This is a genomic window from Streptomyces sp. NPDC034670 (assembly GCF_055574875.1).
The window spans coordinates 195,468-219,413 of record NZ_JBVITR010000002.1 but is presented as its reverse complement, the minus strand read 5'-3'; the positions used below and the strand labels follow the sequence as shown (position 1 = coordinate 219,413).

Annotated in this window: 25 protein-coding genes; 16 read left to right on the top strand and 9 right to left on the bottom strand. The window is 73.2% G+C overall.

Annotated features, from left to right (window positions below; genetic code table 11):
• The first annotated feature begins 166 nt into the window (after positions 1-166).
• Positions 167-1,321: a CapA family protein gene (locus ACZ56B_RS02505; protein ID WP_468785409.1), complete on the top strand. Its 1,155-nt coding sequence runs from the start codon at positions 167-169 to the stop codon at positions 1,319-1,321.
• Positions 1,322-1,345: 24 nt separating this feature from the next.
• Here ACZ56B_RS02505 and ACZ56B_RS02500 read toward each other — a convergent pair whose 3' ends face one another.
• Positions 1,346-1,831, bottom strand: a complete 486-nt coding sequence (locus ACZ56B_RS02500; RefSeq protein WP_468785407.1) for a MarR family winged helix-turn-helix transcriptional regulator — start codon at positions 1,829-1,831, stop codon at positions 1,346-1,348.
• A 57-nt stretch (positions 1,832-1,888) separates the two neighbouring features.
• On the opposite strand from ACZ56B_RS02500, the gene ACZ56B_RS02495 reads away from it, so the two are divergent.
• Positions 1,889-2,704: an alpha/beta fold hydrolase gene (locus ACZ56B_RS02495; protein ID WP_468785405.1), complete on the top strand. Its 816-nt coding sequence runs from the start codon at positions 1,889-1,891 to the stop codon at positions 2,702-2,704.
• A 71-nt stretch (positions 2,705-2,775) separates the two neighbouring features.
• Here ACZ56B_RS02495 and ACZ56B_RS02490 read toward each other — a convergent pair whose 3' ends face one another.
• Both ACZ56B_RS02490 and ACZ56B_RS02485 read right to left on the bottom strand, forming a co-directional pair.
• Positions 2,776-4,188, bottom strand: a complete 1,413-nt coding sequence (locus ACZ56B_RS02490) for an amino acid permease (RefSeq protein ID WP_468785403.1) — start codon at positions 4,186-4,188, stop codon at positions 2,776-2,778.
• A 105-nt stretch (positions 4,189-4,293) separates the two neighbouring features.
• Positions 4,294-4,755: a universal stress protein gene (locus ACZ56B_RS02485; protein ID WP_468785401.1), complete on the bottom strand. Its 462-nt coding sequence runs from the start codon at positions 4,753-4,755 to the stop codon at positions 4,294-4,296.
• Between the two features lie 202 nt (positions 4,756-4,957).
• On the opposite strand from ACZ56B_RS02485, the gene ACZ56B_RS02480 reads away from it, so the two are divergent.
• Positions 4,958-5,806, top strand: coding sequence for a polysaccharide deacetylase family protein (locus ACZ56B_RS02480; RefSeq protein ID WP_468785399.1), 849 nt, complete (start codon positions 4,958-4,960; stop codon positions 5,804-5,806).
• A 30-nt stretch (positions 5,807-5,836) separates the two neighbouring features.
• Here ACZ56B_RS02480 and ACZ56B_RS02475 read toward each other — a convergent pair whose 3' ends face one another.
• Positions 5,837-6,505: a class F sortase gene (locus tag ACZ56B_RS02475; protein WP_468785397.1), complete on the bottom strand. Its 669-nt coding sequence runs from the start codon at positions 6,503-6,505 to the stop codon at positions 5,837-5,839.
• 332 nt (positions 6,506-6,837) lie between these two features.
• On the opposite strand from ACZ56B_RS02475, the gene ACZ56B_RS02470 reads away from it, so the two are divergent.
• Entirely contained in the window at positions 6,838-8,133 is a 1,296-nt protein-coding gene (locus tag ACZ56B_RS02470) for a hypothetical protein (RefSeq protein ID WP_468785395.1), read from the top strand.
• Positions 8,134-8,240: 107 nt separating this feature from the next.
• Here the strand turns inward: ACZ56B_RS02470 and ACZ56B_RS02465 are convergent, their stop codons facing one another.
• Entirely contained in the window at positions 8,241-9,005 is a 765-nt protein-coding gene (locus tag ACZ56B_RS02465; protein ID WP_468785393.1) for a bestrophin-like domain, read from the bottom strand.
• Between the two features lie 25 nt (positions 9,006-9,030).
• Complete coding sequence (locus ACZ56B_RS02460) at positions 9,031-9,159, bottom strand: hypothetical protein (protein ID WP_468785391.1); 129 nt, start codon at positions 9,157-9,159, stop codon at positions 9,031-9,033.
• A 259-nt stretch (positions 9,160-9,418) separates the two neighbouring features.
• Here ACZ56B_RS02460 and ACZ56B_RS02455 point away from each other — a divergent pair, with 259 nt between their 5' ends.
• From ACZ56B_RS02455 to ACZ56B_RS02435, 5 genes are all read left to right on the top strand, one after another.
• A complete protein-coding gene (locus ACZ56B_RS02455; RefSeq protein ID WP_468785389.1) occupies positions 9,419-9,640 on the top strand; it encodes a hypothetical protein in 222 nt (73 codons plus the stop codon).
• A gap of 231 nt (positions 9,641-9,871) precedes the next feature.
• A complete protein-coding gene (locus ACZ56B_RS02450) occupies positions 9,872-10,801 on the top strand; it encodes an SCO0930 family lipoprotein (RefSeq protein ID WP_468785481.1) in 930 nt (309 codons plus the stop codon).
• A 337-nt stretch (positions 10,802-11,138) separates the two neighbouring features.
• A complete protein-coding gene (locus tag ACZ56B_RS02445) occupies positions 11,139-11,951 on the top strand; it encodes an SAM-dependent methyltransferase (RefSeq protein WP_468785387.1) in 813 nt (270 codons plus the stop codon).
• Complete coding sequence (locus ACZ56B_RS02440; protein WP_468785385.1) at positions 11,948-14,092, top strand: putative bifunctional diguanylate cyclase/phosphodiesterase; 2,145 nt, start codon at positions 11,948-11,950, stop codon at positions 14,090-14,092. The genes ACZ56B_RS02445 and ACZ56B_RS02440 overlap by 4 nt, the downstream gene beginning before the upstream one ends.
• Positions 14,093-14,143: 51 nt before the next feature.
• The gene (locus tag ACZ56B_RS02435) at positions 14,144-14,530 is read left to right on the top strand and encodes a nuclear transport factor 2 family protein (RefSeq protein ID WP_468785383.1); all 387 of its coding nucleotides are present in this window, start codon (positions 14,144-14,146) and stop codon (positions 14,528-14,530) included.
• Between the two features lie 85 nt (positions 14,531-14,615).
• On the opposite strand, the gene ACZ56B_RS02430 is transcribed toward ACZ56B_RS02435, so the two are convergent.
• Positions 14,616-15,500 (bottom strand): LysR family transcriptional regulator, encoded by an 885-nt coding sequence (locus tag ACZ56B_RS02430; RefSeq protein ID WP_468785381.1) that lies wholly within the window; start codon positions 15,498-15,500, stop codon positions 14,616-14,618.
• A 131-nt stretch (positions 15,501-15,631) separates the two neighbouring features.
• Here ACZ56B_RS02430 and ACZ56B_RS02425 point away from each other — a divergent pair, with 131 nt between their 5' ends.
• The 6 genes from ACZ56B_RS02425 (at position 15,632) to ACZ56B_RS02400 (ending at position 21,878) form a co-directional block, all read left to right on the top strand.
• Positions 15,632-16,303 carry a succinate dehydrogenase gene (locus ACZ56B_RS02425; protein ID WP_468785379.1) on the top strand — a complete coding sequence of 224 codons (672 nt, stop codon included), beginning with the start codon at positions 15,632-15,634 and terminating at the stop codon, positions 16,301-16,303.
• A gap of 2 nt (positions 16,304-16,305) precedes the next feature.
• Complete coding sequence (locus tag ACZ56B_RS02420; RefSeq protein ID WP_468785377.1) at positions 16,306-18,255, top strand: fumarate reductase/succinate dehydrogenase flavoprotein subunit; 1,950 nt, start codon at positions 16,306-16,308, stop codon at positions 18,253-18,255.
• The gene (locus ACZ56B_RS02415; protein ID WP_468785375.1) at positions 18,252-19,001 is read left to right on the top strand and encodes a succinate dehydrogenase/fumarate reductase iron-sulfur subunit; all 750 of its coding nucleotides are present in this window, start codon (positions 18,252-18,254) and stop codon (positions 18,999-19,001) included. Before ACZ56B_RS02420 ends, ACZ56B_RS02415 begins: the two co-directional genes overlap by 4 nt.
• Before the next feature lie 240 nt (positions 19,002-19,241).
• Positions 19,242-20,015, top strand: a complete 774-nt coding sequence (locus ACZ56B_RS02410) for a GNAT family N-acetyltransferase (RefSeq protein ID WP_468785373.1) — start codon at positions 19,242-19,244, stop codon at positions 20,013-20,015.
• Positions 20,012-20,818, top strand: coding sequence for a lysophospholipid acyltransferase family protein (locus ACZ56B_RS02405; RefSeq protein ID WP_468785371.1), 807 nt, complete (start codon positions 20,012-20,014; stop codon positions 20,816-20,818). Before ACZ56B_RS02410 ends, ACZ56B_RS02405 begins: the two co-directional genes overlap by 4 nt.
• A 103-nt stretch (positions 20,819-20,921) precedes the next feature.
• The gene (locus ACZ56B_RS02400; protein ID WP_468785369.1) at positions 20,922-21,878 is read left to right on the top strand and encodes a DUF2382 domain-containing protein; all 957 of its coding nucleotides are present in this window, start codon (positions 20,922-20,924) and stop codon (positions 21,876-21,878) included.
• A gap of 44 nt (positions 21,879-21,922) precedes the next feature.
• On the opposite strand, the gene ACZ56B_RS02395 is transcribed toward ACZ56B_RS02400, so the two are convergent.
• Complete coding sequence (locus tag ACZ56B_RS02395; RefSeq protein WP_468785367.1) at positions 21,923-22,942, bottom strand: LLM class flavin-dependent oxidoreductase; 1,020 nt, start codon at positions 22,940-22,942, stop codon at positions 21,923-21,925.
• Positions 22,943-23,201: 259 nt separating this feature from the next.
• On the opposite strand from ACZ56B_RS02395, the gene ACZ56B_RS02390 reads away from it, so the two are divergent.
• Positions 23,202-23,693: a phosphatase domain-containing protein gene (locus ACZ56B_RS02390; RefSeq protein WP_468785365.1), complete on the top strand. Its 492-nt coding sequence runs from the start codon at positions 23,202-23,204 to the stop codon at positions 23,691-23,693.
• A gap of 28 nt (positions 23,694-23,721) precedes the next feature.
• Here ACZ56B_RS02390 and ACZ56B_RS02385 read toward each other — a convergent pair whose 3' ends face one another.
• Complete coding sequence (locus ACZ56B_RS02385; protein ID WP_468785363.1) at positions 23,722-23,937, bottom strand: dodecin; 216 nt, start codon at positions 23,935-23,937, stop codon at positions 23,722-23,724.
• Positions 23,938-23,946 lie beyond the last annotated feature (9 nt).

Here is a 23,946-nt window from a genome sequence, read left to right as displayed (position 1 = left end):
AGGGGTGTGCGGCGGACGGTCGATCGCGTCGACGAACGGTTCGACGAACGGTCGGGACGGCGGTTCTCGCACGCCGGACGGCCTAATGGGCGTGTCGGAGCGAGGAAGACCCGTCGGCAGATTTTTACCTGTTTGTCTACCTATACGACTACAGCGGGGTGAAGTGATGCTCACACGCAGTCGGCAGGTGGCCGTGGCCCTGACCGTCGTCCTCGCCGCGGGCGCCGCCTGTCAGGCCCGTGACCACCGGCCACCGGACTCCGATCGTCCGGCTCCCTCCGCCGTGCCGGTCCGCAGCTTCACCCTGGTGGCCTCGGGGGACGTGGTGCCGCACGACTCGATCATCGAGCGCGCCCGCTTCGACGCGGGCGGCGCCGGCCACGACTTCCGGCCGATGCTCTCCGGCATCCGCTCCGTCGTCGCCTCCGCCGACGTGGCGCTGTGCCACATGGAGACCGTGTACGGCGCCGACGGCGACTACACCGGCTACCCCCTCTTCAAGTCCCCGCCCGAGGTGGCCCAGGGCCTCGCCGCCACCGGCTACGACGGCTGCTCCACCGCCTCCGACCACACCCTGGACGACGGCCCGGACGGCATCCGCCGCACCCTGGACGCCCTCGACCGCGCGGGCCTGCGGCACGCCGGGTCGGCGCGCACCGAGCGGGAGGCCCGCGCGGCGGCCGTCCTGCAGGCGGGACCGGCGCGCGTCGCCCACCTCGCCTACACCCACGGCACCGGCGACCTCTCGCCGCCCCCGGACCTGCCCTGGGCGGTGAACGTCATCGACGAGGCGCGGATCGTCGCCGACGCCCGGGCCGCGCGGCGGGCCGGGGCCGATGTGGTCGTCGTCTCCCTGCACTGGGGCACCGCGTGGCAGGAGGCCCCCGACGAGCAGCAGGTCGCCCTCGCCCGCTCGCTCACCGCCTCCCGCTCCGGGGGCCGCCCCGACATCGACCTGATCCTCGGCACGCACGCGCACGTCCCGCAGGCGTACGAGAAGGTCAACGGCACCTGGGTGGTCTACGGGATGGGCGACCAGATCGCCGGTGAGATGTTCGACCACGAGGGCGTCCAGGACCCGCGCGGCAACCAGTCCACGCTCGGCCGCTTCACCTTCGCCCCGCCGGCGCGCCCCGGCGGCCGCTGGGAGGTGACCCGGGCGGAGTTCGTCCCGCAGTTCTTCGACGTGGACGCGGGACGGGTGGTCAACCTCAACCGCGCGCTCGCCGAGGGCGCCGAGGTGCGGGGCGTGCGCGACCGGATCCGGGACGTGGTGCTGAGCCGGGGCGCGGCGCGGGACGGACTGGTGATGGGGGAGTAGGCCGCCTCCGGGCCGCGGGCGGGGTCAGTTCACGTCGACGTGGTCGAAGAGCTTCAGCATCTCGGTCAGGACCCGCACGCAGGTCCGCACGTCGGCGTCGGTGAGACCGCCGCCCACGTCCCGCAGCACGGCGTGCTCGCGGGCGACCACGGCCGCGATCACCGCCCGGCCCCCGTCCGTCAGCCGGATCAGTGAGGACCGCTGGTGCGCGGGATTGGGGATGCTCTCCACCAGCCCCCGCGCCGCGGCGTCGTTGACCATGCGCTGGACGAACTGGCGGCTGATCGCCTGGGCGCGGCCCATCTGCGGGACGGTCATCGGCCCGTGCTTGTGCAGCAGGTCCAGCACGGCGCGCACGCCGACGGAAAGGCCCTCGACGGCCTCGCCCTGCTCGACCTTGCGCTGCACCCGCCGGTACAGCGGGCCGACCAGATCGAACACCTCCATCAGGCGCGGGCCCAGTTCGTCGGGGGAAAGGGGGGCGGCGGTGCCGTTCTCGGGATCGTTCATCCCGCCATCATGACATCCTGGTTGTCAAAATTCCCCGAAGATGACACCTTGGTTGTCATGAATGGCGCTTCCGAACTCCGCTTCTTCGCCTCCTCCGACGGCGACCTCGCCTACCGCGACACCGGATCCGGCGACCCCGTCGTCCTGATCCACTCCGGGTACGCGGACCACCGCGTCTGGGACGCCCAGATCCCGGCCCTCGCCGCCCACTACCGGGTGATCGCCCCGGACGTCCGCGGCCACGGGGCGTCGGCCAACGCGACCGCACCGTTCCGCTGGGCCGACGACCTCGCCGGTCTGCTGCGCCACGTCGACGCCGGGCCCGCGGTCCTCGTCGGCCTGTCGATGGGCGGCGTGATCGCCACCGACACGGTCCTGGAACACCCGGAGCTCGTCCGCGCGGTGGTCACCTGCGGCGCCGCGACCGGAGACTTCCGGTCCACCGATCCCTGGCACCGGGAGATCCAGGCCGAGACCGCCCGTGCGCTGGGCGCCGGCGACGTCGAGGGGTGGCTCGGAGCCTTCCTGCGGGTCGTGCCCGGCCCGCACCGGACCGCCGCCGACGTCGACCCGGACATCCTGCGCCGACTGCGCGAGATGGCGCTCCACACGATCTCGAAGCACACGCCGGACGAGAAGGACCGGCACGTGCCCGTGACCGGCTCCTGGGCGCGCGTGCCGGACATCGGCGTCCCGCTCCTCGCCCTCAACGGCAGCCTCGAGCCCGACGACCTGCTCGCCGCGGCCGAGCGACTCGCCGGCGCCGTCCCGGACGGCCGGGCCGTGACCGTCGAGGGCGCCGGCCACTACCCGAACATGGAACGGCCGGAAGTCTTCGACCGCGTCCTCCTCGACTTCCTGAACACCCTCTGACGCTCCTTCGCACCGCCCGGAGCGTGCCGGGCCCGCGGGCCCCGCGCCCGGTCCGGCCCGGACGGAAGGCCCTACCGCCGGGCCAGCTCGGAGCGGCGGTACGAGTACGCGAAGTAGATCACCAGCCCGAGCGCGAACCACACGGCGAACCGCACCCAGGTCTGCCACTGCAGGAACGTGATCAGCCAGACCGAGAAGATCACGCCCAGCGCCGGCACCACCGGCATCCACGGAGTGCGGAAGGTGCGCGGCAGGTCCGGCTGCCGGTAGCGCAGCACGATCACCGCCGTGCACACCACCACGAACGCCAGCAGGATGCCGATGTTGGTGAGTTCGGCCGCCTCGCCGATCGGCAGGAACCCGGCGATGGCGGCCGACGCCACCCCGACGACCCAGGTGACCCGCGTCGGCACGTGCCGCGTCGGATGGGTCCTGGCGAACCAGCGGGGCAGCAGCCCGTCCCGCGACATGGCGAACCACACGCGCGTCACGCCCAGCATGAACGTGAACATCACCGTGAGGATGCCGATGATCGCGCCCACCGCGATCACGTCCGCGAGCCCGCCCAGCCCCACCGACTCGAACGCGGTGGAGAAGCCGCTCTCCGGATCGATGTCCTGGTAGTTCTGCATGCCCGTCAGCACCAGGCAGGCCGCCACGTACAGGGCCATCGAGATCACGAGCGAGTAGATGATCGCCTTCGGCATGTGCCGCTGCGCGTCCTTGGACTCCTCGGCCGCCGTCGACAGCGCGTCGTAGCCGAACACCGCGAAGAACACCGTCGCCGCACCGGTGAACGCCCCGCTGACCCCGTACGGGAAGAACGGCCGGTAGTTCGAGGTGTCGATGTGGAACACGCCGACCCCGATCACCAGCAGCACGACCAGGACCTTCAGCACCACGACCACCGTCTCGAACCGGGCCGCGTTCTTGATGCCGAGGTTCAGCAGGAAGGCGATGAGCAGGCACAGCAGCGCCGCGAACAGGTCGATGCGGTGCCCTTCCCCGGTGCCCGGCGCGCCCAGCATCCAGGCCGGAAGATCCGCGCCCAGCGAGTTCACCAGGAAGTTGAAGTAGCCCGAGATGCCGATCGCGACCACCGCCACGATCGCGGTGTACTCCAGCAGCAGGTCCCAGCCGATGAACCAGCCCGCGAGCTCGCCGAGCACCGCGTAGCCGTAGGTGTACGCCGAGCCCGCCTTCGGGATCAGCCCCGCGAACTCCGCGTACGACAGCGCCGCGGCGGCGCTGGCGACACCCGCGATGAGGAACGAGACGAGCACCGCGGGCCCGGCCGTGCCGTTGGCCACGGCTCCCGCGAGCGTGAAGATGCCGGCGCCGATGATGCCGCCCACGCCGATCGCGGTCAGCTGCCACAGGCCCAGGGTGCGCTCGAGCAGCGGGCCCTCACCGGCTTCCGTCTCCTCGATGCGCTCGATGGGTTTGCGGCGGAGAATGCCCTCACCCGCTCGGAGCCGGGCCATACGCCTCACCTCTTCACGACCGGCAGACGGCTGACGGCAGATCATGACGTCTCCGTCACGGTACCGGCGGGAGGCGCCCCGCACATCCCGGGCGCTCTTCGGTGATTACGGCACCACCGTCACCGGCCACCGCCCCGCCTTCACCAGCCGGATCGCGACCGACCCGATGATCCGGTGGCCCGCCCGCTCGGAGGCGCCCACCACCACCGCGTCCGCCCTGAGGTCGTCCGCCGCCTTCACCAGGCCGTTGTAGGGGTCACCGCGGAACGTGTGGAACTCCCAGCGGACGTCGGCCAGCTCCTTGCCCCGCTCGGCCGCGTCCCTGATCTGCGCCACCAGTTCCTCGGCGGTCTCCTCGGTCGCGTCGGCCACCGGGGCGCCGAGTGCGACGCCCGGGGCCATCACCGGCTGCACGTACACCGCCGAGAGCAGGGCGCGCTGGCGCCGGGCCAGCCCGAAGGCGTACGCCGCCGCCCGCAGCGAGGAGTCGGAACCGTCCACTCCGACGACGATCACCTTGGGACCGTCCGTGCCCCGCTCGAACCGGTGGGAGGGCTGTGGGGTCACACCACCGAGGCTAGCGGACACCACCGTGCCGGTCAGCGCGCTCCCGTGCCGGCGGACCCGCCCGCGGCCGGCGCCGCGGCCACCGGCGGCCCGGCACGATCCGCCGGTGGCCGGTCCCGCGGGTGGGCCGGGCGGGTGGAATCGTGCCGCCGTCCCGGTGCCACCGGGGTGCGCCGGTCTTCCGCGGGGCGACGGATGACTCATGCAGAAGGATCAATTGCTCACGCGGCGCCGGGTGTTGATCGCGGGCGCCGCCGGTGCCGCCGCCGCGGGCGCGGCCGGCGCGGCCGGGGTGTTCGCGGCCCGCCCCGGGAACCGGGCCGCCCGTCCGGCCGCGCCCGTCGCCGGCGCCCAGATCGCCCGCCATCCGCTCAAGCCCTCCACGTACCGACTCCAACCCATGATCGATCACGGCCCGCCGCGCACCGCGGCCGGCCGGGTCCCGGTGCGCAGCGCACCGCTGCTGCGCGTGTCCGGGCGCGGCCGCGTCATGGTGCTGACCTTCGACGACGGCCCCGACCCCCGCTATACCCCGGACGTCCTGGACATCCTGGCCCGGTACGAGGTGCGGGCCATGTTCTTCGTGTGCGGGGAGATGGTGACCGGGAACGAGGACCTGCTGGCCCGGATGGCCGACGAGGGGCACGTCGTCGGCAACCACACCTGGTCCCACCCCCTGCTCACCGACCTGAGCCGCCGCCGGATCCGCTCGGAGATGGAGCGCACCTGCGACGTCATCGAGGAGGCCTACGGCGAACGCCCCGAATGGTTTCGCGCCCCCTACGGGGCCTGGAACCGCGCCGCCTTCCAGCTCGGCGCCGAACTGGGCATGGAACCCCTGGCCTGGACGGTCGACACCCTCGACTGGACCGAGCCCGGCACCCGCACCATCATCGACCGGGTGGAGGACGGCGCCGCCCCCGGCGTCGTGGTGCTCTCGCACGACGCCGGGGGCGACCGCTCCCAGAGCGTGCGGGCCCTGCGCACCTACCTGCCCGAGCTGCTGGACTCCGGGTACCACGTCACCGTGCCCCGCCGGCAGCACGCCTGAGAGCCCCGCGCCCGCCCGGCCGGGGACCGTTCAGCGCACCTCGACCAGGCGGGCGAAGACGACGACGTTCCCGTCGTAGCCGTTCTGCGGGGAGAAGGCGCCGCCGCAGGTGATGACCCGCAGTTCCGGGGTTCCCTTGGAGGCGTACACCCGGTCGCCGGGGAAGTTGTCCTTCGCGAAGACCTCGATGCCGTAGATCTCGAACACGGCCGTCTTCGCGTCCCTGCGCGCGACCTCGACGAGGTTGCCCTTCTTCAGCGCTCCGAGCCCGTAGAACACGGCCGGCCCCTGGTGGTTGTCGACATGGCCGACGACGACCGCCGTGCCCTTCTCGCCGGGCGAGACGGCGCCGGTGAACCAGCCCGCGAGATTCGGGTCCTCGGGCGGTGGGGCGTCCACCCAGCCCTCCGCGTCCAGCCCCACCGACACGATCGGCGCGTCGACCTGGATCGTCGGGATCCGGACCCGGTCCGGCACCGCGTACGGCAGCGGCTGGACCGTGTCGATCACGGGGGCCTCGGGCACCCGGCTGTCGGTGGCGGCCGCGCCGGCCGGCTGCGGCGGGCCCACGTCGAATTCCCCGGAACCGTTCCGGATGAGCGCGAGGCCGGTGAGCAGGACCAGCGCCACGACGCCCCAGGGGGCACGCTTCCTTCGCGGCGCCTCCTCCTCGGCTTCGGCCGGCCAGAAAGCAGACATTCGCCTTCCCCTCTCGACACGGCCGTCACCGCGTCGTTCGCGCATATCAGAACGCTAAGTGTCCTGCGCGAAACCGGCGACGGGGCGGCGGCGAACGGGTGGCCGCCGAGGCGGCAGGTGCGCCATCCGAGGCGGACCGGACGAAGATTTTCTGACGGGCCGTGACCTGCGGCGATATCCCCCACCGGCGGTTTTCCGCGGGGTGCGGTCTCACCGATACGGACCATTCCCGAAATGCGGGGCCGGGCACCGCAACTGAGGGTCTTTCCGGGAGACGCTTTCTCGCCGACCGACCGGGTACGGGACCCGGGGCGTCTTCCGCGGAGGATCACATGCGCAACTCACGTGCCCTGGCGGCCGCGGGCGCCGCGGCCACCGTCCTCGGGATCGCCGCCCCGGCGGCCGTCGCGGACAACGGCCGGGTTTCCCATCCGTCCAACATCGTCGCCCGGCCCGGTGCCATCGCCCGTGGCGGCCAGCTGACCATCACGGTCGACGGCTGCCCCAACGGCGGCACGGCGACCTCCAACGCGTTCCGCAAAATCCACCTGACGCCCTTCCAGGGGGGCAACGGCGGCGGCAGGGGCAACGACAACGACAACGACCGGGGGAACGGCGACGGGAGGGGCGACGACAACGGGAGGGGCGGCAACGGCGGCAACGCGGGGGGCGACGGGAGGGGCGACAACAACGACAACGGGAGGGGCGACAACAACGACAACGGGAGGGGCGACAACAACGACAACGGGAGGGGCGACAACAACGACAACGGGAGGGGCAACGACGACAACGGCAGGGGTGGCAACGGCAACGACGGTCGGGGGAACGACGGCGGCCGGGGTGACAACAACGGCGACGTGGGGGGCGAGGGTGACGGGAGGGGTGGCTACAACGGCAACGACGGCCGGGGCGGCAACGACGGCCGAGGCGGCAACGACAACGACGGCCGGGGGAACGACAACGTAGGCGGCAACGGCCACGGCAACGCGGGGGGCGACGGGAGGGGCGACAACAACGACGGCCGGGGTGGCAACGGCAACGACGGTCGGGGGAACGACGGCGGCCGGGGTGACAACAACGGCAACGTGGGGGGCGACGGTGGCGGGCGGGGTGGCTACAACGACAACGACGGCCGAGGCGGCAACGACGGCCGAGGCGGCAACGACAACGACGGCCGGGGCAACAACGACGACAACGGCCGGGGGAACGACAACGCAGGCGGCAACGGCCACGGGAACGCGGGAGGCGACGGGAGGGGCGACAACGGTGACAACGGGAGGGGCGGCAACGGCGGCAACGCGGGAGGCGACGGCCGGGGCGGCAACAATGACAACGGCCGGGGCGACGACAATGGCAGGGGCGGCAACAGCGACACCGCGAGGGGCACCGCCACCATCGACCACGACGCGCGCCCCGGTTCGTACGACGTCACGGTCCACTGCTCGGGCAGGAACCTGACCCGGCCGGCCGCCTTCACCGTCATCGGCGGCGTCCGGGGCGGCATCGGCGGCAGCAGCACGAGCGGGGCGACGCCGACCGACGTCGCCATCGGCGGCGGGCTGGTGGCCGCGGCGGTCGTCGGCGGCGGGGTCTTCTGGATGCGCCGCCGCGCCGAGAAGCAGGCCTGAACCGCCGTCCCCCTTCGGCCGGCCGGTCCGCGCGTGACGTGGCGCTTCGCCCCGGATCCCCGCCGGATCCGGGGCGAAGCGCCGCGCCGCGGACCGGCCGCCGGTGCTCAGCCCCCGATGTGCGGGAAGAGCCGCAGGAACGGGTCGGCCGAGGCGGCCATGCCCCGGCCGTAGGGCGCGTCGAAGTCCCAGATGAGGAAGAGCAGGAAGGCGATCAGCGCGGAGAACAGCCCGGCGAGGACCAGCTCGCGGGAGGTGCGCCGGATCTGCAGGGCGAAGATCATCCCGATGGTGATGACGGCTCCGGTGAGCAGGCCGAACCACACCACGCCCGGCATGGTCCGGCCGGTCGACTCCGCCCGTGCGCTGCGGGCCTGGTCGGCGGCGGCCACCTGGTCCACGAGCGGCTGGTAGGCCTGCGCCTCGAAGTCCGTCCGCGGCTCGTAGTCGGTGACGTCACGGCGGACGCGGTCGAGCAGTTCGGTGCCGTGCTCGGTGACCCGGCCGTCGTCCGCCATGGTCCGCCACTCGGTGGTGACGACATGTCCGACATAGGTGTTGACATCGTCCCGGATGCGGTCGCGCACCTCGGCGGGATAGATCCGCACCCGCTCCGAGATCTCGTGCAGCGCCACCGCCTCCGCCCGCACGTGCTCCTGGGCGGCGCTGCGTCCCTCCCAGACGCCGGCGATGGCGAGGCCCAGGACGATGGCGTACACCACGCCGATCCACATGGTCATGTACTCGATGACGTCCGGGGTCTCGGTGGGGTCCTCGTCGTCGGCCGCCCGGCGGTGCCGTACGAGGGTGATGACGACCACGACGACGCAGGCGGCCAGCATCGCGAGGGTGAGAACAAGCCATTCCGGCAAGAGGTGCCTCCAGGAGCAGTCGGGTTCAGCGCGGGCGCAGTGCGGCGACGGCGACCACCGCGGGCGTCGTGATGAGCAGGACGAAGACGAGCGGCGACGTGGCGCCGCGGGTGGGCCGCCGGACCGGGGCCGCCCGGTGCCGCGGGTAGTGCACGGGCGCCGCGGACGGGCGCGGCCCGGGCGTGACGGAGGGCGCCGGGGGCGGCGAGGGGCGCGGTGACGGCGGGAGGGGAGGCGCCGGCCGGGCGGGGAGCGGCGCCGGCCGGGCCGCCGGCGGGGGGACCGGGGGCGGTGGCTCGGGTTCCGCGGTGGGGCCGGGCTCCGGCGGCAACGGGGCCGGAGGTGGCTTCGGCGGGGGCGGTGGTGCCGGAGTGGGTGTGGGCGTGGGAGTGGGTGGGGGAGGGGGTGTGGGCGTGGGAGCGGGTGTCGGTGGGGGAGGCGGTGGAGGCGGTGGAGACGGTGCGCAGGGCGGGGGCAGCGGCCAGGCGGCGCTTCCCGCGATCGCCACCGCCTCCACGCCGCCCGGCCCCGTCGAGGCGTACGCGCAGGCGTCGGCCACCGCCGCACCGGGTGCTCCGGTGAGCGACCAGATCAACGTCACCGCGGCCAACGCGCGTGCGGGGAAGCGGGATTGAGTCGATACGAGTATGTGCACGACGAGGATCATGGGTCGTGAACCGCCCGGTCACGCCCGGTATCCGGATGATTGCCCCGAAGGAGTTACCCGGCGGGCGGTGGCGGAATTGATGGTTCCGGAAAGAAATCCGGGCCGTCGTTGAACACCGGGGGTGCTCCCGTGCGTACCCAACGTCGAGCGGCGGCACAGCAGGGCGCTGCAACATCCTTGCGATGATCTGGAGTTGACGATGAATACCTCCTGGCGGACCGCCTCACTCGTGGCGAGCGCCGCGGCGGTGCTGGCCCTGACGACGGCGTGCGGTCAGGACGTTCCCCCGCCGTCGAGCAGCCAGAATGTCGGCGCCACGGCGGGCGCCGGGGACTACGCCGGCATCGGGGCCGGGGCCGGCGGGGACGGCGCCGATGCCTCGCAGGACCCGTCGGACGCGGCGGGCGAGCTGTCCGTCTCCGCCAACGCCGAACTCGGCGAGGTGGTGACCGACGGCCTCGGCCTGACCCTGTACCGCTTCGACCAGGACGCCGCGGAACCGTCCAAGTCCAACTGCGACGGCGACTGCGCCAAGACCTGGCCGCCGGTGCCCGCGGACGACGCCACGGCCGGCAAGGGCGTCGACGAGTCGCTGCTCGGCGAGGTCGTCCGGTCCGACGGCACCAAGCAGCTCACCATCGGCGGCTGGCCGGCCTACCGCTACGTCAAGGACGTCAACGCCGGCGACACCAAGGGCCAGGGCGTGGGCGGCAAGTGGTACGCGCTGAACCCCGAGGGCAAGAAGGCGCAGGCGGCCGAGCGGTTCGGCCTGTCCACCCGCCGGGACCCGAAGCTCGGGGAGATCGTCGTCGACCGGAACGGCATGACCGTCTACCGCTTCACGAAGGACGAGGCCTGGCCGGAACCGGTGTCGGCCTGCACCGGCGCCTGCCTGGAGAAGTGGCCGGCGGTGGCGCCCGTCGACATCGAGGACACCAAGGGCATCTCGAGGAAGAACTACATGACCTTCACCCGTCCCGACGGGGTGGAGCAGCAGACGATCGGCTGCTGGCCCATCTACACCTTCGCCGGGGACAAGGCCCCCGGCGACACCAACGGTCAGGGCGTCGGCGGTACCTGGTACGCCGTGCGGCCCGACGGAAAGCCGGTCGGCGCGCCGGAGAAGTAACAACCTCCCGGGGTGTCGTCCACTCCGGACGGCGCCGGCCCGGTCCGCCCCTCCGCAGCCCGCGGAGGGGCGGACCGTTTTGCCGTGGTCCACCGAACTCGTGGAATCATCGGTTCCCTCCTCCGCGTACCGCCGTGTGTTTCCGGCTGTTCCCGGGTGGCCGGAACTCTCCGGAATGCCGCGGGTACTTTTCGTGGCCCCGAAGGCGGCCCCGATTCGGCACGTGCCACTGGCAGTGACCGGGAACGGATGGTCAATTTCCGCTTGGGGTCGCCCCCTTGGCGGGTGATCAGTAGCCTCTGCTCGAACACCGGATCGCCTACGCCTTGGAGAGATAATGGAACGTCCCGCCTGGGCCCCACGGAGCATCGACATCTCGGTGCCGAGCGTTTCCCGGATGTACGACTACTACCTGGGCGGTTCGCACAACTTCGAGGTCGACCGGGAAGCGGCCCGCAAGGCCATGGAGTTCATGCCGGGACTGCCCAAGATCATGCAGGCGAACCGCGCCTTCATGCGGCGGGCGGTGCGTTTCGCGGTCGGCGAGGGCGTCACCCAGTTCCTGGACATCGGTTCCGGCATCCCGACCTTCGGCAACGTCCACGAGGTGGCCCGGGCGGCCGACCCGGACGCGCGCGTGGTGTACGTCGACCACGACCCGGTGGCCGTGGCGCACAGCCAGGCCGTCCTGGAGGGCGACGACCGCGCGGGCGTCGTGGCCGCGGACCTGCGCAAACCCCGGGAGATCCTGGAAAGTTCCGAAGTGGGGCGGCTGATCGACCTGAATCGGCCAGTGGCGCTGCTCCTCGTTGCCATACTTCACTTCGTGGAAGACGCGGACGACCCGTACGCGGCGGTGGCCGAACTGCGCGAGGCCCTGGCACCCGGCAGCCTGCTCGTGCTCACCCACGCCTCGTACGAGAGGATCCCGCTGCCGCCGGACCGGACCGAGGGCGCGGTGGACGTGTACAAGGACATCCGCAATCCGCTGATCATGCGCTCGCGCGAGGAGATCGCGCGGTTCTTCGAGGGGTACGACATGGTGGAACCCGGACTGGTGCCGATGCCGCAGTGGCGGCCGGACACCGCACCGGAGGACGAGGATCCCTACGCCTTCTCCGGCTTCGCGGGCGTGGGGCGTACGGCGTGAGCGTGGAACCGGACGGGCCGGAGGACAGACTGCGCCGGTTCGCGACGATCTGGAGCCGGGCGGTCTTCCCGGTGACCTCGACGTCGTCGACCCGTCCCGAGTTCGAGGCGCGGCTGCTGCCGCTGGCCCGGCGGCTCAGCGAGGCGCTGCGGGCCAGGACCTTCGACCCGGACGCGGGCGAGGCGGTCGGAGCCGCGCTGGTGGAGGCGCACTGCACCGATCCCGAGGCGCTCAGCCGGAGCCTGGACTGCGTGGACGCCTACCTCGTCCTGTACTGCGGCGGGGACGGCGACCGCGAGGACCTGCGGGCGCGCAGCGCCCGGCTCCAGCACGCCGTGGCCGCCGGGTTCGCCCGGGCGCTGCGGCAGCGGACCCTGGCCGAGCAGGAGGCCGTCGCCCAGGCCGCGCTGCAGGCGCAGGGCGTGGTGGCGCAGGCGCTGCACGCCAGCGAGGCCAGGTTCCGCGCGGTCTTCGAGGGCGCGGCCATAGGGATCGGCATCGCCGACCTGGAGGGCAACGTCCTGCAGGTCAACGGCGCGCTGCGGCGCATGTTCGGCCTGTCCGAGCAGGCCCTGCGCGGCCGCAACGTCACGGAGTGGACCCACACCGACGACGCCCCGCAGACCTGGAAGCTCTACGAGGAGCTGGTGCGCGGCGAGCGCGAGCACTACCACCTGGAGAAAGCGTTCAACCGCCCTGACGGAACGGTCCTGTGGACCAACCTGACGGTGTCCCTGCTGCGCGACGCCGACGGCGCCCCGCAGTACCAGCTCGCCCTCATGGAGGACACCACCGAGCGGCGGCTGCTCAACCTCCGGCTGCGCTACGAGGCCACCCACGACGCGCTGACCGGACTGCCCAACCGCGCGTTCTTCTTCGAGCGCCTGGAGAAGGCGCTGAACGCCGGCGACGGCCAGCGGTTCGGCCTGTGCTACCTGGACCTGGACGGCTTCAAGACCGTCAACGACAGCCTCGGGCACGCGGCCGGGGACCGGCTGCTCGTCGAGGTCGCCGACCGGCTCCAGTCCTGCGCCACGGCGCCCGGGGAGATGGTGGCGCGGCTCGGCGGCGACGAGTTCGTGGCGCTGACCACCGGTCCCGACACCCGGCGCACGGTCGACGAGCTCGCCGCCCGCATCATGAACGCGCTGCTCGCCCCCGTCAGCGTCGACGGCCGGGAACTGACCGTGCGCGGCAGCATCGGCATCGTCGAGGGCCCGGCCGGGGAGCGCAGCGCGGCGGAGGTGCTGCGCAGCGCCGACATCACCATGTACCGGGCCAAGGCGGCCGGCGGCAACCGGTCCGAGCTCGCCGACCCGGAGGCCGACGCCCGCGCCATCACCCGGCACGGGCTCACCACCTCGCTGCCGACGGCCCTGGACCGGGGCGAGTTCTTCATCGAGTACCAGCCGCTGGTGCACCTCGGCGACGGGAGCGTCCGGGGCGCCGAGGCGCTGGTGCGCTGGCTGCACCCGCAGCACGGCGTGCTGTCCCCGGACCGGTTCATCCCGCTCGCCGAGCACACCGGGCTGATCGTTCCGCTGGGGCGCTGGGTGCTCGAGCAGTCGGTGCGCCAGGCCCGTGCGTGGCGGGAGCGGCACGGGGGCGAGGAGGCGGTGGGCGCCCTGCGCATCAACGTCAACCTCTCGCCCTGCCAGCTCACCCACCCCGGGCTGGTGCAGGACACCGTGGACATCCTGGAGCGCACCGGCGTGGAGCCGGAGGCGCTGTGCCTGGAGGTGACCGAGTCGGCGCTGATCGGTGCCGACGACGACCTGCTCAAACCGCTGCGCCGGCTCGCCGAGATGGGCGTCGACATCGCCCTGGACGACTTCGGCACCGGCTACTCCAACCTCGCCAACCTGCGCCGGCTCCCGGTGAGCGTGCTCAAGCTGGACCGCTCGTTCACCCAGAGCATGCAGCAGTTCCCGGCCGACCCCGTCGACCTCAAGATCGTTGAGGGGATCGTCTCGCTGGCCCACAGCCTCGACCTGGCGGTGACGGTGGAGGGCGTGGAGACCGGGGCCCAGGCCGAGCAGCTGCGCGTCCTGGGCTGCGACACGGCCCAGGGCTGGTACTACGCCCGTCCGGGACCGCCGGAGCGGCTGCACGAGCTGGTCCTGGTGGACGCCTCGGGGTGAGGGCCGCGCCCCGGTCGCCGAGGTGCCGGGTGCGTGGGCGATCATGTGCGGATGACCTGTGAAGCGGACGCGGTGAACGCGGCGGTCGAGGGCGAACTGCGCCTCATGGACCCCGCCGTACGGTCCTCCCGCACCGAGGTCGTGCGCCTGCTGGACCCCGGGTTCACCGAGGTGGGCGCCTCGGGCCGGCGCTACACGTACGAGGACATGGTCGCGTGGCTGCCCGACCACCCGGGCAGCGCGGCGGAGGGCCCGGTCCCCGCGCCGTCACAGATCACCGGCGTCCTCCTCGCGCCCGGCCTGGTGCACCTCACGTACGAGACCCGCTTCGACGGCCGCCGGGTCCGCCGCAGCTCCCTGTGGCGCAGGCGGGACGGGGAGACGGGCTGGCGCCTGTACTACCACCAGGGCACCCCGGTGCCGCCGGACCCGGTCTGACCGGCGCGCCCCCGAGGGGCACGGGACGGCCCGGCGCGCGGGGCGCCCGGCCGCGGACGGCCCCGCCCCTCCCGGGACGCCCGGCTCACCGCTCCAGCAGCATCCGCTGGAGCTCCCGGGCGGCCCGGGGCGGCGCCACGTCGCTGCGGTGGGCCAGGGCGATGGTCCGGTGCAGACCCGGGCGGGCCAGGGGCGTCACCCGCAGGCCGGGTCCGGACCGCGCGGCCACCATGCGGGGGACGACGGCGACGCCCAGCCCCGCCTGCACGAAGCCCAGCACCGCGTCCATCTCGCCGCCCTCCACCGCGAACTCCGGCTCGAAGCCCTCCGCGCGGCACGCGGCCACGGTCAGCTCGCGCAGGTCGTAGCCGTGCCGGAACATCACCAGGCGCTCGCCCTCCAGGTCGGCGATGCGCACGGCGCCCCGCCCGCGTCCCGGCCGCGGGGCGTCCGGGGAGGAGACCACCACCAGGTCCTCGCGCAGCAGCTCCACCGTGGTGAGCGCGGGGGAGGGGGTCGGCAGGGGCAGGACGACCAGGGCCAGGTCCAGGGCGCCGCGGGCCAGCTCCCGCACCAGGTCGTGCGAGCCGCTCTCCTCGACCAGCAGCCGGATGCCCGGGTAGCGGTCGTGGAAGGCCCGCAGCACGTCCGGCAGCAGGCCGGTGCACAGACTCGGCGTCGCGCCCAGCCGCACCCGGCCGCCGCGCAGCTGCACCAGCTCCTGCACCTCGTGCCGGGCGGTGTCCGCGTCGGCCAGGATGCGCCGGGCCAGCGGCAGCAGCGCCTCGCCCGCGTCGGTCAGGGTGATGTTCCCGCGCGCCCGCAGGAACAGGTCGGCCCCCAGTTCCCGCTCCAGCGCCCTGATCTGCTGCGACAGCGACGGCTGGGCGACGTGGACCAGGTCCGCGGCCCGGGTGAAGTGCCGCGTCTCGGCGACCGCCACGAAGTACCGGAGCTGGTGGAACTGCATGCCGCCAGGGTAGCCGCTCCATAGGGGAGGGCTATCGAAACGAGGCGGACCATGTCTTGGACCGATGGGGCCGTCCGGCCCTAGCGTTGTGTGACATGGCTCTGGCAACGCGGACGGACCGACGGCCGTCCATGGCACGCACCGTGTGGGACTCGACCGTCGGCAAGAAGACAGTGATGGCGGTCAGCGGCCTGATCATGCTGCTGTACCTGGTCGCCCACATGATCGGAAACCTGAAGATCTTCTTCGGGGCGGCCGAGTTCAACCACTACGCGCACTGGCTGCGCACCGTGGGCGAGCCGCTCATGCACTACGAGTGGACCCTGTGGGTGGTCCGCGTCGTGCTGGTCGTCGCGGTCGTCGCCCACGCCGTCTCCGCGTACCAGCTCAGCCGCCGCGACATCAAGGCGCGGCCCAGCAAGTACGTGCACAAAAAGCCGCGGGCCAGCTACGCCACGCGCACCATGCGCTGGGGCGGGATCATCCTCGGCCTGTTCATCGTCTGGCACATCCTCGACCTGACCACCGGCACCGTGCACTCCGGCGGCTTCGAGGCGGGCAAGCCCTACCAGAACGTCGTGGACACCTTCTCCACCTGGTACGGCAACGCGATCTACATCGTCGCGATGCTCGCCGTCGGCCTGCACATCCGGCACGGCTTCTGGAGCGCCGCCCAGACCCTCGGCGTCGGCAGCCGTACCCGCGACCGCGCCCTGAAGGCCGTCGCCAACGTCCTCGCGCTGCTGCTCACGGCCGGCTTCCTCGCCGTCCCCGTGGGTGTCATGACCGGAGTGGTGAGCTGAACATGACGTCCTACACCGACTACACGACCGGCGCGCCGGTCACCGACACCAAGGCCCCCGCCGGCCCGATCCACGAGCGCTGGGACAAGCGCCGCTTCGAGGCGAAGCTGGTCAACCCCGCCAACCGGCGCAAGCACACGGTCATCGTCGTCGGCACCGGCCTGGCCGGCGGCTCCGCCGGAGCCACGCTCGCCGAGCAGGGCTACCACGTCGTCCAGTTCTGCTACACGGACTCCCCGCGCCGCGCCCACTCCATCGCCGCGCAGGGAGGCATCAACGCGGCGAAGAACTACCGCAACGACGGCGACTCCGTCCACCGGCTGTTCTACGACACCGTCAAGGGCGGCGACTTCCGCGCCCGCGAGTCCAACGTGCACCGCCTCGCGCAGATCTCCGTGGAGATCATCGACCAGTGCGTGGCGCAGGGCGTGCCCTTCGCCCGCGAGTACGGCGGCCTGCTCGACACCCGCTCCTTCGGCGGCGTCCAGGTCTCCCGCACTTTCTACGCCCGCGGCCAGACGGGACAGCAGCTGCTGCTGGGCGCCTACCAGGCGCTCTCGCGGCAGATCGCGGCCGGCAACGTGGAGATGCACCCGCGCACCGAGATGCTCGACCTGATCGTCGTCGACGGGCGGGCGCGCGGCATCGTCGCCCGGGACCTGGTCACCGGGAAGATCGACACCTACGTCGCCGACGCCGTCGTCCTGGCGAGCGGCGGGTACGGCAACGTCTTCTACCTGTCGACCAACGCCATGAACTCCAACGCGACCGCCGTGTGGCGGGCGCACCGGCGCGGCGCGTACTTCGCCAACCCCTGCTTCACGCAGATCCACCCCACCTGCATCCCGCGCACCGGCGACCACCAGTCGAAGCTGACGCTGATGAGCGAGTCGCTGCGCAACGACGGCCGGATCTGGGTGCCGAAGGCCAAGGGCGACACCCGCCCGCCGAACCAGATCCCCGAGGACGAGCGCGACTACTACCTGGAGCGCATCTACCCCTCCTTCGGCAACCTGGTGCCCCGCGACATCGCCTCCCGCGCCGCGAAGAACGTCTGCGACGAGGGCCGGGGCGTGGGCCCCGGCGGCCAGGGCGTCTACCTGGACTTCGCGGACGCCATCCGGCGGATGGGACGGGGGGCGGTGGAGGCCAAGTACGGCAACCTCTTCGACATGTACCAGCGGATCACCGACGAGGATCCGTACGAGGTGCCGATGCGGATCTACCCGGCCGTGCACTACACGATGGGCGGCCTGTGGGTCGACTACGACCTGCAGACCACCGTCCCGGGCCTGTTCGCGATCGGCGAGGCCAACTTCTCCGACCACGGGGCCAACCGCCTCGGCGCCTCCGCGCTGATGCAGGGCCTGGCCGACGGCTACTTCGTGCTGCCGGCGACCATCAACGACTACCTGGCCCGCAACCCGCGCCAGGACGAGGTCACCCCCGACCACCCGGTGGTGCAGGAGGTGCTGGCCGAGACCGAGGACCGGCTCAACCTGCTGCTGTCCGTCGACGGCGACCGCACCCCCGACTCCTTCCACCGCGAACTCGGCGAGCTCATGTGGGAGTTCTGCGGCATGGCCCGCTCCGACGCCGGTCTGCGCAAGGCGCTGGAGCGCATCCCGCAGATCCGGGAGGAGTTCTGGCGGCGCATCCGGGTGCCGGGCACCGGCGAGGAGTTCAACCAGTCGCTGGAGAAGGCCAACCGCATCGTCGACTACCTCGAGCTCGCCGAGCTGATGTGCCTCGACGCGCTGCACCGCACCGAGTCCTGCGGCGGCCACTTCCGCGAGGAGTCGCAGACCCCCGACGGCGAGGCCGCCCGCAAGGACGAGGAGTTCGCGTACGCCGCCGCCTGGGAGTTCACCGGCACCGGCACCGCGCCCGTCCTGCACAAGGAAGACCTCGTCTTCGAGTACGTCCACCCCACCCAGCGGAGCTACGCATGAAGCTCACCCTGCGCGTCTGGCGGCAGAAGAACGCCGACGCCGAAGGTGCCATGTCCACGTACGAGGTGGACAACATCTCACCCGACATGTCCTTCCTCGAGATGCTCGACACCCTCAACGAGGAGCTCATCCTCAAGGGCGAGGAGCCGGTCGCCTTCGACCACGACTGCCGCGAGGGCATCTGCGGCGCCTGCTCGCTCGTCATCAACGGCGACGCCCACGGGCCCGAGCGCACCACCACCTGCCAGCTGCACATGCGGTCCTTCGAGGACGGCGACACCATCGACGTCGAGCCGTGGCGGGCCGCCGCCTTCCCGGTGATCAAGGACCTGGTGGTCGACCGGTCCGCCTTCGACCGGATCATCCAGGCCGGCGGCTACATCACCGCCCCCACCGGCTCCGCGCCCGAGGCCCACGCCACGCCGGTGCCGAAGCCGGACGCCGACTTCGCCTTCGAGCACGCCGAGTGCATCGGCTGCGGCGCCTGCGTCGCGGCCTGCCCCAACGGCGCGGCGATGCTGTTCACCTCGGCGAAGATCAACCACCTCAACGTCCTGCCGCAGGGCGCGCCCGAGCGCGAGACCCGGGTGCTGGACATGGTGGAGCAGATGGACGCGGAGGGCTTCGGCGGCTGCACCCTCGCCGGCGAGTGCGCCACCGCCTGCCCGAAGGGCATCCCGCTCACCTCCATCACGAGCATGAACAAGGAGTGGCTGCGGGCGGCCCGGAAGGGGTCCAAGAGGTAGCCGCACGGGAGAAGCGTTCGCCGCACGGGCGGACGGGCGGGGCCGGGAGTGGTGCTCATCCGGCCCCGCCTCGTATCGCGCGCGGGACCGGGCGCGCCCGTCGTTCAACCTCCCCACACCCGTGCTCCCGGCGCAGGTCACACGGGCGCCAACCGGTACCGGAAGAACAGGAGCGGCGGGCCGTGCGTCCCCCGGCCCGTCTCCGCCCCGCCGTATCCGGCCCGCGCCCAGGAGGCAGCCATGACCGGCGTCACCGCGCTCCACCGTCCCCCGCAGCCCGCGGCACCCACCCGCTACACCGTCGCCCTCGCCCGTGACGAGGAGGACGTGCGCGCCGCCCAGCGGCTGCGGCACGACGTCTTCGCGGGGGAGATGGGAGCCCTGCTGCCCACCCCGCAGCCGGGGCTGGACCTCGACCCCTTCGACGCGTACTGCGACCACCTGCTGGTGCGCGAGGAGACGAGCGGCCAGGTCGTCGGGACGTACCGGCTGCTGCCGCCGGAACGTGCCGGGATCGCCGGACGGCTCTACGCGGAGGGCGAGTTCGACCTCTCGGCGCTCGACGCGATACGGCCGGACCTCGTCGAGGTGGGCCGCTCCTGCGTGCACCCCGGCCACCGTGACGGCGCGGTCATCGGGCTCATCTGGGCCGGCATCGCCCGCTACATGACCGAACGCGGCCACGCCTGGCTGGCCGGCTGCTGCTCCGTCCCCCTGGCCGACGGGGGCGCGCTCGCCTCCGCCACCCGGGACCGGGTGCGGGCCCGGCACCTCGCGCCCGAGGAGTACCGCGTGCACCCGCGGCTGCCCTGGCGGCCGAAGACCGCGGGTCCCGCCGCCCCCACCGCACTGCCCGCCCTCCTGCGCGGCTACCTCCGCCTCGGCGCCTGGGTCTGCGGGGAGCCCGCCCACGACGTGGACTTCGGCGTCGCCGACTTCTACGTGCTGCTGCCGATGCACCGGGTCGACCCGCGCTACCTGCGGCACTTCCTCTCCCTCGTCCCGGCCCGATGAGCCGGTGGCTGCCCGCCGCGCCCTGCACGCCAGGGGCCTGTGTGGAGCCGGCGGCGGCCGCGGCCCCGCCGCGTGCGGTGCGCGCGGCGGTGCGGCTGACCGCCGTCGGCCTCCTGCTCCTCGCCGGGATCGCGCTGCTGCCGCTCGGGCGGCGGATCCCCGCGCGCCCGGTGCGCCGGTGGTGCCGCTGGATCGTGCGGGCCGCCGGGGTCCGGGTCCGCGTCACCGGGTCCGCCGCGCCCACGGGCGGACTGCTGCTCGTCGCCAACCACGTCTCCTGGCTCGACGTGCCCCTGCTCGCCGCGGTCCGTCCCGCCCGCATGCTGGCCAAGTCCGAGATACGGCGCTGGCCCGTGGCGGGACCGCTGGCCGCGCGGGCCGGCGTCCTGTTCATCGACCGGGACCGGCTGCGCGCCCTGCCGGGCACCGTCGACCGGATCGCCGGGGCCCTGCGCGAGGGCGCGGCGGTCGGGGCCTTCCCGGAGGGCAGCACCTGGTGCGGCCGGGCCCAGGGGCGCTACCGCCGCGCGGTCTTCCAGGCCGCACTGGACGCGGCGGTTCCGGTCCAGCCCGTCCGCATCCGCTACCGGACCGCGCGCGGGGCTCCGGCGACCGCCGTGGCCTTCGTCGGCGACGACACCCTGCTCGCCTCGCTGTGGCGCGTCGCCTCGGCCCGCGGGGTGGTCGCCGAGGTCGAGGTGGGAGTCCCGATCCCGCCGGAGGAGCACACCGACCGCCGTGCCCTGGCCGCCGCCGCCCAGCCGGGGACCGGCCCGGTCCGGGAGGGCGGTCACCCCCGGTGAGCACTGTGAAAAGTTAAGCGCCCTTTGTGTCCGTTGTGCTGTTTTCGGGTGGTTGATCCGGAGAACCGGGGGAGCAGCGAACCCGAAGGGAGGGTGATGCAAGATGATCCCCCGCGAAGAGATTGCGAGCCTGCTGGACCACCCCGTGTACGACGGGGACGGCAACAAGATCGGTGACGCGAAGCACGTCTTCCTCGACGACGTGAGCGGGCGCCCCGAGTGGGTGACCGTCAAGACGGGCATGTTCGGTTCCAGCGAGTCGTTCATCCCCATCCGCGACGCCGCCCGGGTGCAGGACCACATCGAAGTCCCGTACCGCAAGGACAAGGTCAAGGGCGCGCCCCACGTCGACATCGACGCGGGCGGTCACCTCTCGGCGGACGAGGAGCACCGCCTGTACGACTACTACGGCATCGACTGGGACAGCGTGCTGGCCGAGCCGGAGCAGCCGGGCGGCCGCGAACGGTCCGCCGGCACGGGCACGGCCGCGGCGGCGGGCACCGCCGGAGCCGCGGGCACGTCCACCCGGAGCGGTGACACGACCGGGACGACCGGGGACATGCCCGGGACCACCGGCGGAACGGCCGGCGCCGCGGGCACGGCCGGCCGGCGCGGCGAGGCGCGCACGGGCACGCGCGGCGACGACGCCATGACCCGTTCCGAGGAGCGGATGCACGTCGGCGTCGAACGCCGCGAGAGCGGACGGGCCAGGCTGCGCAAGTACGTGGTCACGGAGGAGGTCCAGCAGACCGTTCCGGTGCGCCACGAGGAAGTGCGCGTGGAACGGGAGCCGATCACGGACGCCAACCGCGACGCGGCGATGTCCGGTCCGGACATCACCGAGGCCGAGCACGAGGTCACGCTGCACGAGGAGCGCCCCGTCGTGGAGACCGAGGCGGTACCGGTGGAGCGGGTGCGGCTCACCACGGAGGAGCAGACCACGCAGGAGTCCGTGCACGGCCGGGTCCGCAAGGAGCGCATCGAGAGCGAGGCCGACGTCGACCGCGAGGACGACACCGGGCGGGCGGGCCGTGACACCCCGGAACGGGGCCGCGAGTAGACCCGCGCCCACCGCCCTCCGTCACGGCGCGCCGGTGAGAGCCGTCACCGGCGCGCCGGCCCGTCGCCGAGCCCCGCGACCGCGGCGAGCCGCCGGTAGGAGTCCAGCAGGGCCTCGCGGTCGTGGGTGCTGGTGGTGACCAGCACCTCCTGGGCGCCCGTCTCCTCCAGCACCGCCTCCAGCGCGTGCGCCACCTGCTCCTCGGTCCCGGCCACCTGGCCGGCGAGCCCCGACGCGTAGAGGTCGCGCTCCCTCGCCGTCATGGCGAGCGACTCGACGCGCTCGGCGGGCGGCAGCGGGGGAAAGGTGCCGTGCGTGCGGGAGTGCGCCATCGACCAGGCCTCCGGCACCAGGAGCCGCCGGGCCTCCTCGGGCGTGGCGGCCACGGCGACCGTGCCCGAGACGACGACGTACGGCTCGCTCGCCCAGACCGAGGGACGGAACCGGTCGCGGTAGCGGTCGATGCCGCGGCGCATCCGGTCGCGGTCGCGGAGGTCGCCGATGACCAGGGGCAGCCCCGCGCGGGCGGCGATCGCCGCGCCCTCGCCCATGGCCAGCACGAACGGCGGCACGGCCAGTCCCTCGGCCGGGCGGGCGCGCACCCCGGTCGGGGAGGCGCCGCGGAAGAAGCCGAGCAGTTCGTCGAGCTGGGCCGCGAAGTCCTCCGCGTCGCCCTTGTCGCGTCCCAGCGCCCTGCGCACCCCGTCGGTGAAGCCGACCGAACGGCCCAGCCCCATGTCGATGCGTCCCGGGAAGAGGGACTCGAGCACCCCGAACTGCTCGGCCACCACCAGCGGCCGGTGGTTGGGCAGCATGACCCCGCCGGTGCCGACGCGGATGGTCCGGGTCGCCCCGGCGACGGCGGCGGCCAGGACGGTCGGCGCCGAACCGGCCACCCCCGGCACCCCGTGGTGCTCCGCCACCCAGAAGCGGTGGTAGCCGAGCCGCTCCGCCTCCCGCGCCAGGCGCACGGTGTCGCGCAGCGCCTCGGGGCCGGTGTGCCCCTCGCGGATGCGGGAACGGTCGAGGACGGAGAAGCGGGCCGAGGCGATCAGGGAGCTCATACGGGGTTCAACACCTGCCGGGCCCGGGGATTCCGCACGGCACGACGTCGGGGCCGGGGCAAAGCGGGTTCCGCGGGCCGCGGCGCCGCTGCACGGCGGCCGGCCGGGCACGGCCGGCGCGGTGGTCCGGCCCGGGCGCGGTCCTGGCCGCCCCCGTCCACGGAGTCCACGCGGTCCGGCCCGCGGCACGGCCGTCACCGCGGTCCGCGGCCGCTCCCCGGTCCGCCGGGGCCGCGGGGCGGCCCTTAGGGTGGGCGGGGTGACCGAGAGCAACAGGCGCCCGCTGGCCGTGTTCGACCTGGACAACACCCTCGCCGACACCGCGCACCGGCAGCGGTTCCTGGAGCGCAGGCCGCGTGACTGGAACGCCTTCTTCGCCGCCGCGCCGCAGGACCCGCCGCTCGCCGAGGGCGTCGCCCTGGCGCGGGAGAGCGCGCGGGAGTGCGAGATCGTCTACCTCACCGGCAGGCCCGAGCGGTGCCGGCGCGACACGCTGGACTGGCTGGCCGCCCAGGGGCTGCCCGAGGGACCGGTCCACATGCGCGGCGACGCCGACCGCCGGCCCGCCCGGTACACCAAGCTGGAGATCCTGCGGCGCCTCGCCCGCACCCGGGAGGTCCGGGTCCTCGTGGACGACGACGAACTGGTCTGCGAGGACGCCCGGCGGGCCGGTTTCACCGTCGTCCGGGCCCGCTGGGCCACCCCGTCCGGGGAACTGAGGCAGGCGCAGGAACGGGAAGGGCGCACCTGAGGTCCCGCGGCCGCGCGGCGGGCCCGGCTCAGTCCGCGTCCTCCAGGCGGAAGCCGACCTTCAGCCCCACCTGCCAGTGCGCGACCCGCCCTTCCTGGATCTGGCCCCGCACCTGGGTCACCTCGAACCAGTCCAGGTGGCGCAGGGTCCGCGAGGCCCGCTCGATGCCGTTGCGCACGGCCTGGTCCACGCCGTCGGGCGAGGAGCCGACGATCTCCGTGACCCGGTAGGTGTGGTTCGACATGCGGGTGCT

Coding starts and splice junctions, on each gene's coding strand:
- ACZ56B_RS02505 (WP_468785409.1), top strand. CDS start 167: ATGCTCACACGCAGTCGGCAGGTGGCCGTGGCCCTGACCGTCGTCCTC.
- ACZ56B_RS02405 (WP_468785371.1), top strand. CDS start 20,012: ATGAGCCGGTGGCTGCCCGCCGCGCCCTGCACGCCAGGGGCCTGTGTG.
- ACZ56B_RS02420 (WP_468785377.1), top strand. CDS start 16,306: ATGACGTCCTACACCGACTACACGACCGGCGCGCCGGTCACCGACACC.
- ACZ56B_RS02430 (WP_468785381.1), bottom strand. CDS start 15,500: ATGCAGTTCCACCAGCTCCGGTACTTCGTGGCGGTCGCCGAGACGCGG.
- ACZ56B_RS02425 (WP_468785379.1), top strand. CDS start 15,632: ATGGCACGCACCGTGTGGGACTCGACCGTCGGCAAGAAGACAGTGATG.
- ACZ56B_RS02490 (WP_468785403.1), bottom strand. CDS start 4,188: ATGGCCCGGCTCCGAGCGGGTGAGGGCATTCTCCGCCGCAAACCCATC.
- ACZ56B_RS02415 (WP_468785375.1), top strand. CDS start 18,252: ATGAAGCTCACCCTGCGCGTCTGGCGGCAGAAGAACGCCGACGCCGAA.
- ACZ56B_RS02480 (WP_468785399.1), top strand. CDS start 4,958: ATGCAGAAGGATCAATTGCTCACGCGGCGCCGGGTGTTGATCGCGGGC.
- ACZ56B_RS02470 (WP_468785395.1), top strand. CDS start 6,838: ATGCGCAACTCACGTGCCCTGGCGGCCGCGGGCGCCGCGGCCACCGTC.
- ACZ56B_RS02500 (WP_468785407.1), bottom strand. CDS start 1,831: ATGAACGATCCCGAGAACGGCACCGCCGCCCCCCTTTCCCCCGACGAA.
- ACZ56B_RS02395 (WP_468785367.1), bottom strand. CDS start 22,942: ATGAGCTCCCTGATCGCCTCGGCCCGCTTCTCCGTCCTCGACCGTTCC.
- ACZ56B_RS02445 (WP_468785387.1), top strand. CDS start 11,139: ATGGAACGTCCCGCCTGGGCCCCACGGAGCATCGACATCTCGGTGCCG.
- ACZ56B_RS02450 (WP_468785481.1), top strand. CDS start 9,872: ATGAATACCTCCTGGCGGACCGCCTCACTCGTGGCGAGCGCCGCGGCG.
- ACZ56B_RS02475 (WP_468785397.1), bottom strand. CDS start 6,505: ATGTCTGCTTTCTGGCCGGCCGAAGCCGAGGAGGAGGCGCCGCGAAGG.
- ACZ56B_RS02385 (WP_468785363.1), bottom strand. CDS start 23,937: ATGTCGAACCACACCTACCGGGTCACGGAGATCGTCGGCTCCTCGCCC.
- ACZ56B_RS02400 (WP_468785369.1), top strand. CDS start 20,922: ATGATCCCCCGCGAAGAGATTGCGAGCCTGCTGGACCACCCCGTGTAC.
- ACZ56B_RS02410 (WP_468785373.1), top strand. CDS start 19,242: ATGACCGGCGTCACCGCGCTCCACCGTCCCCCGCAGCCCGCGGCACCC.
- ACZ56B_RS02435 (WP_468785383.1), top strand. CDS start 14,144: ATGACCTGTGAAGCGGACGCGGTGAACGCGGCGGTCGAGGGCGAACTG.
- ACZ56B_RS02495 (WP_468785405.1), top strand. CDS start 1,889: ATGAATGGCGCTTCCGAACTCCGCTTCTTCGCCTCCTCCGACGGCGAC.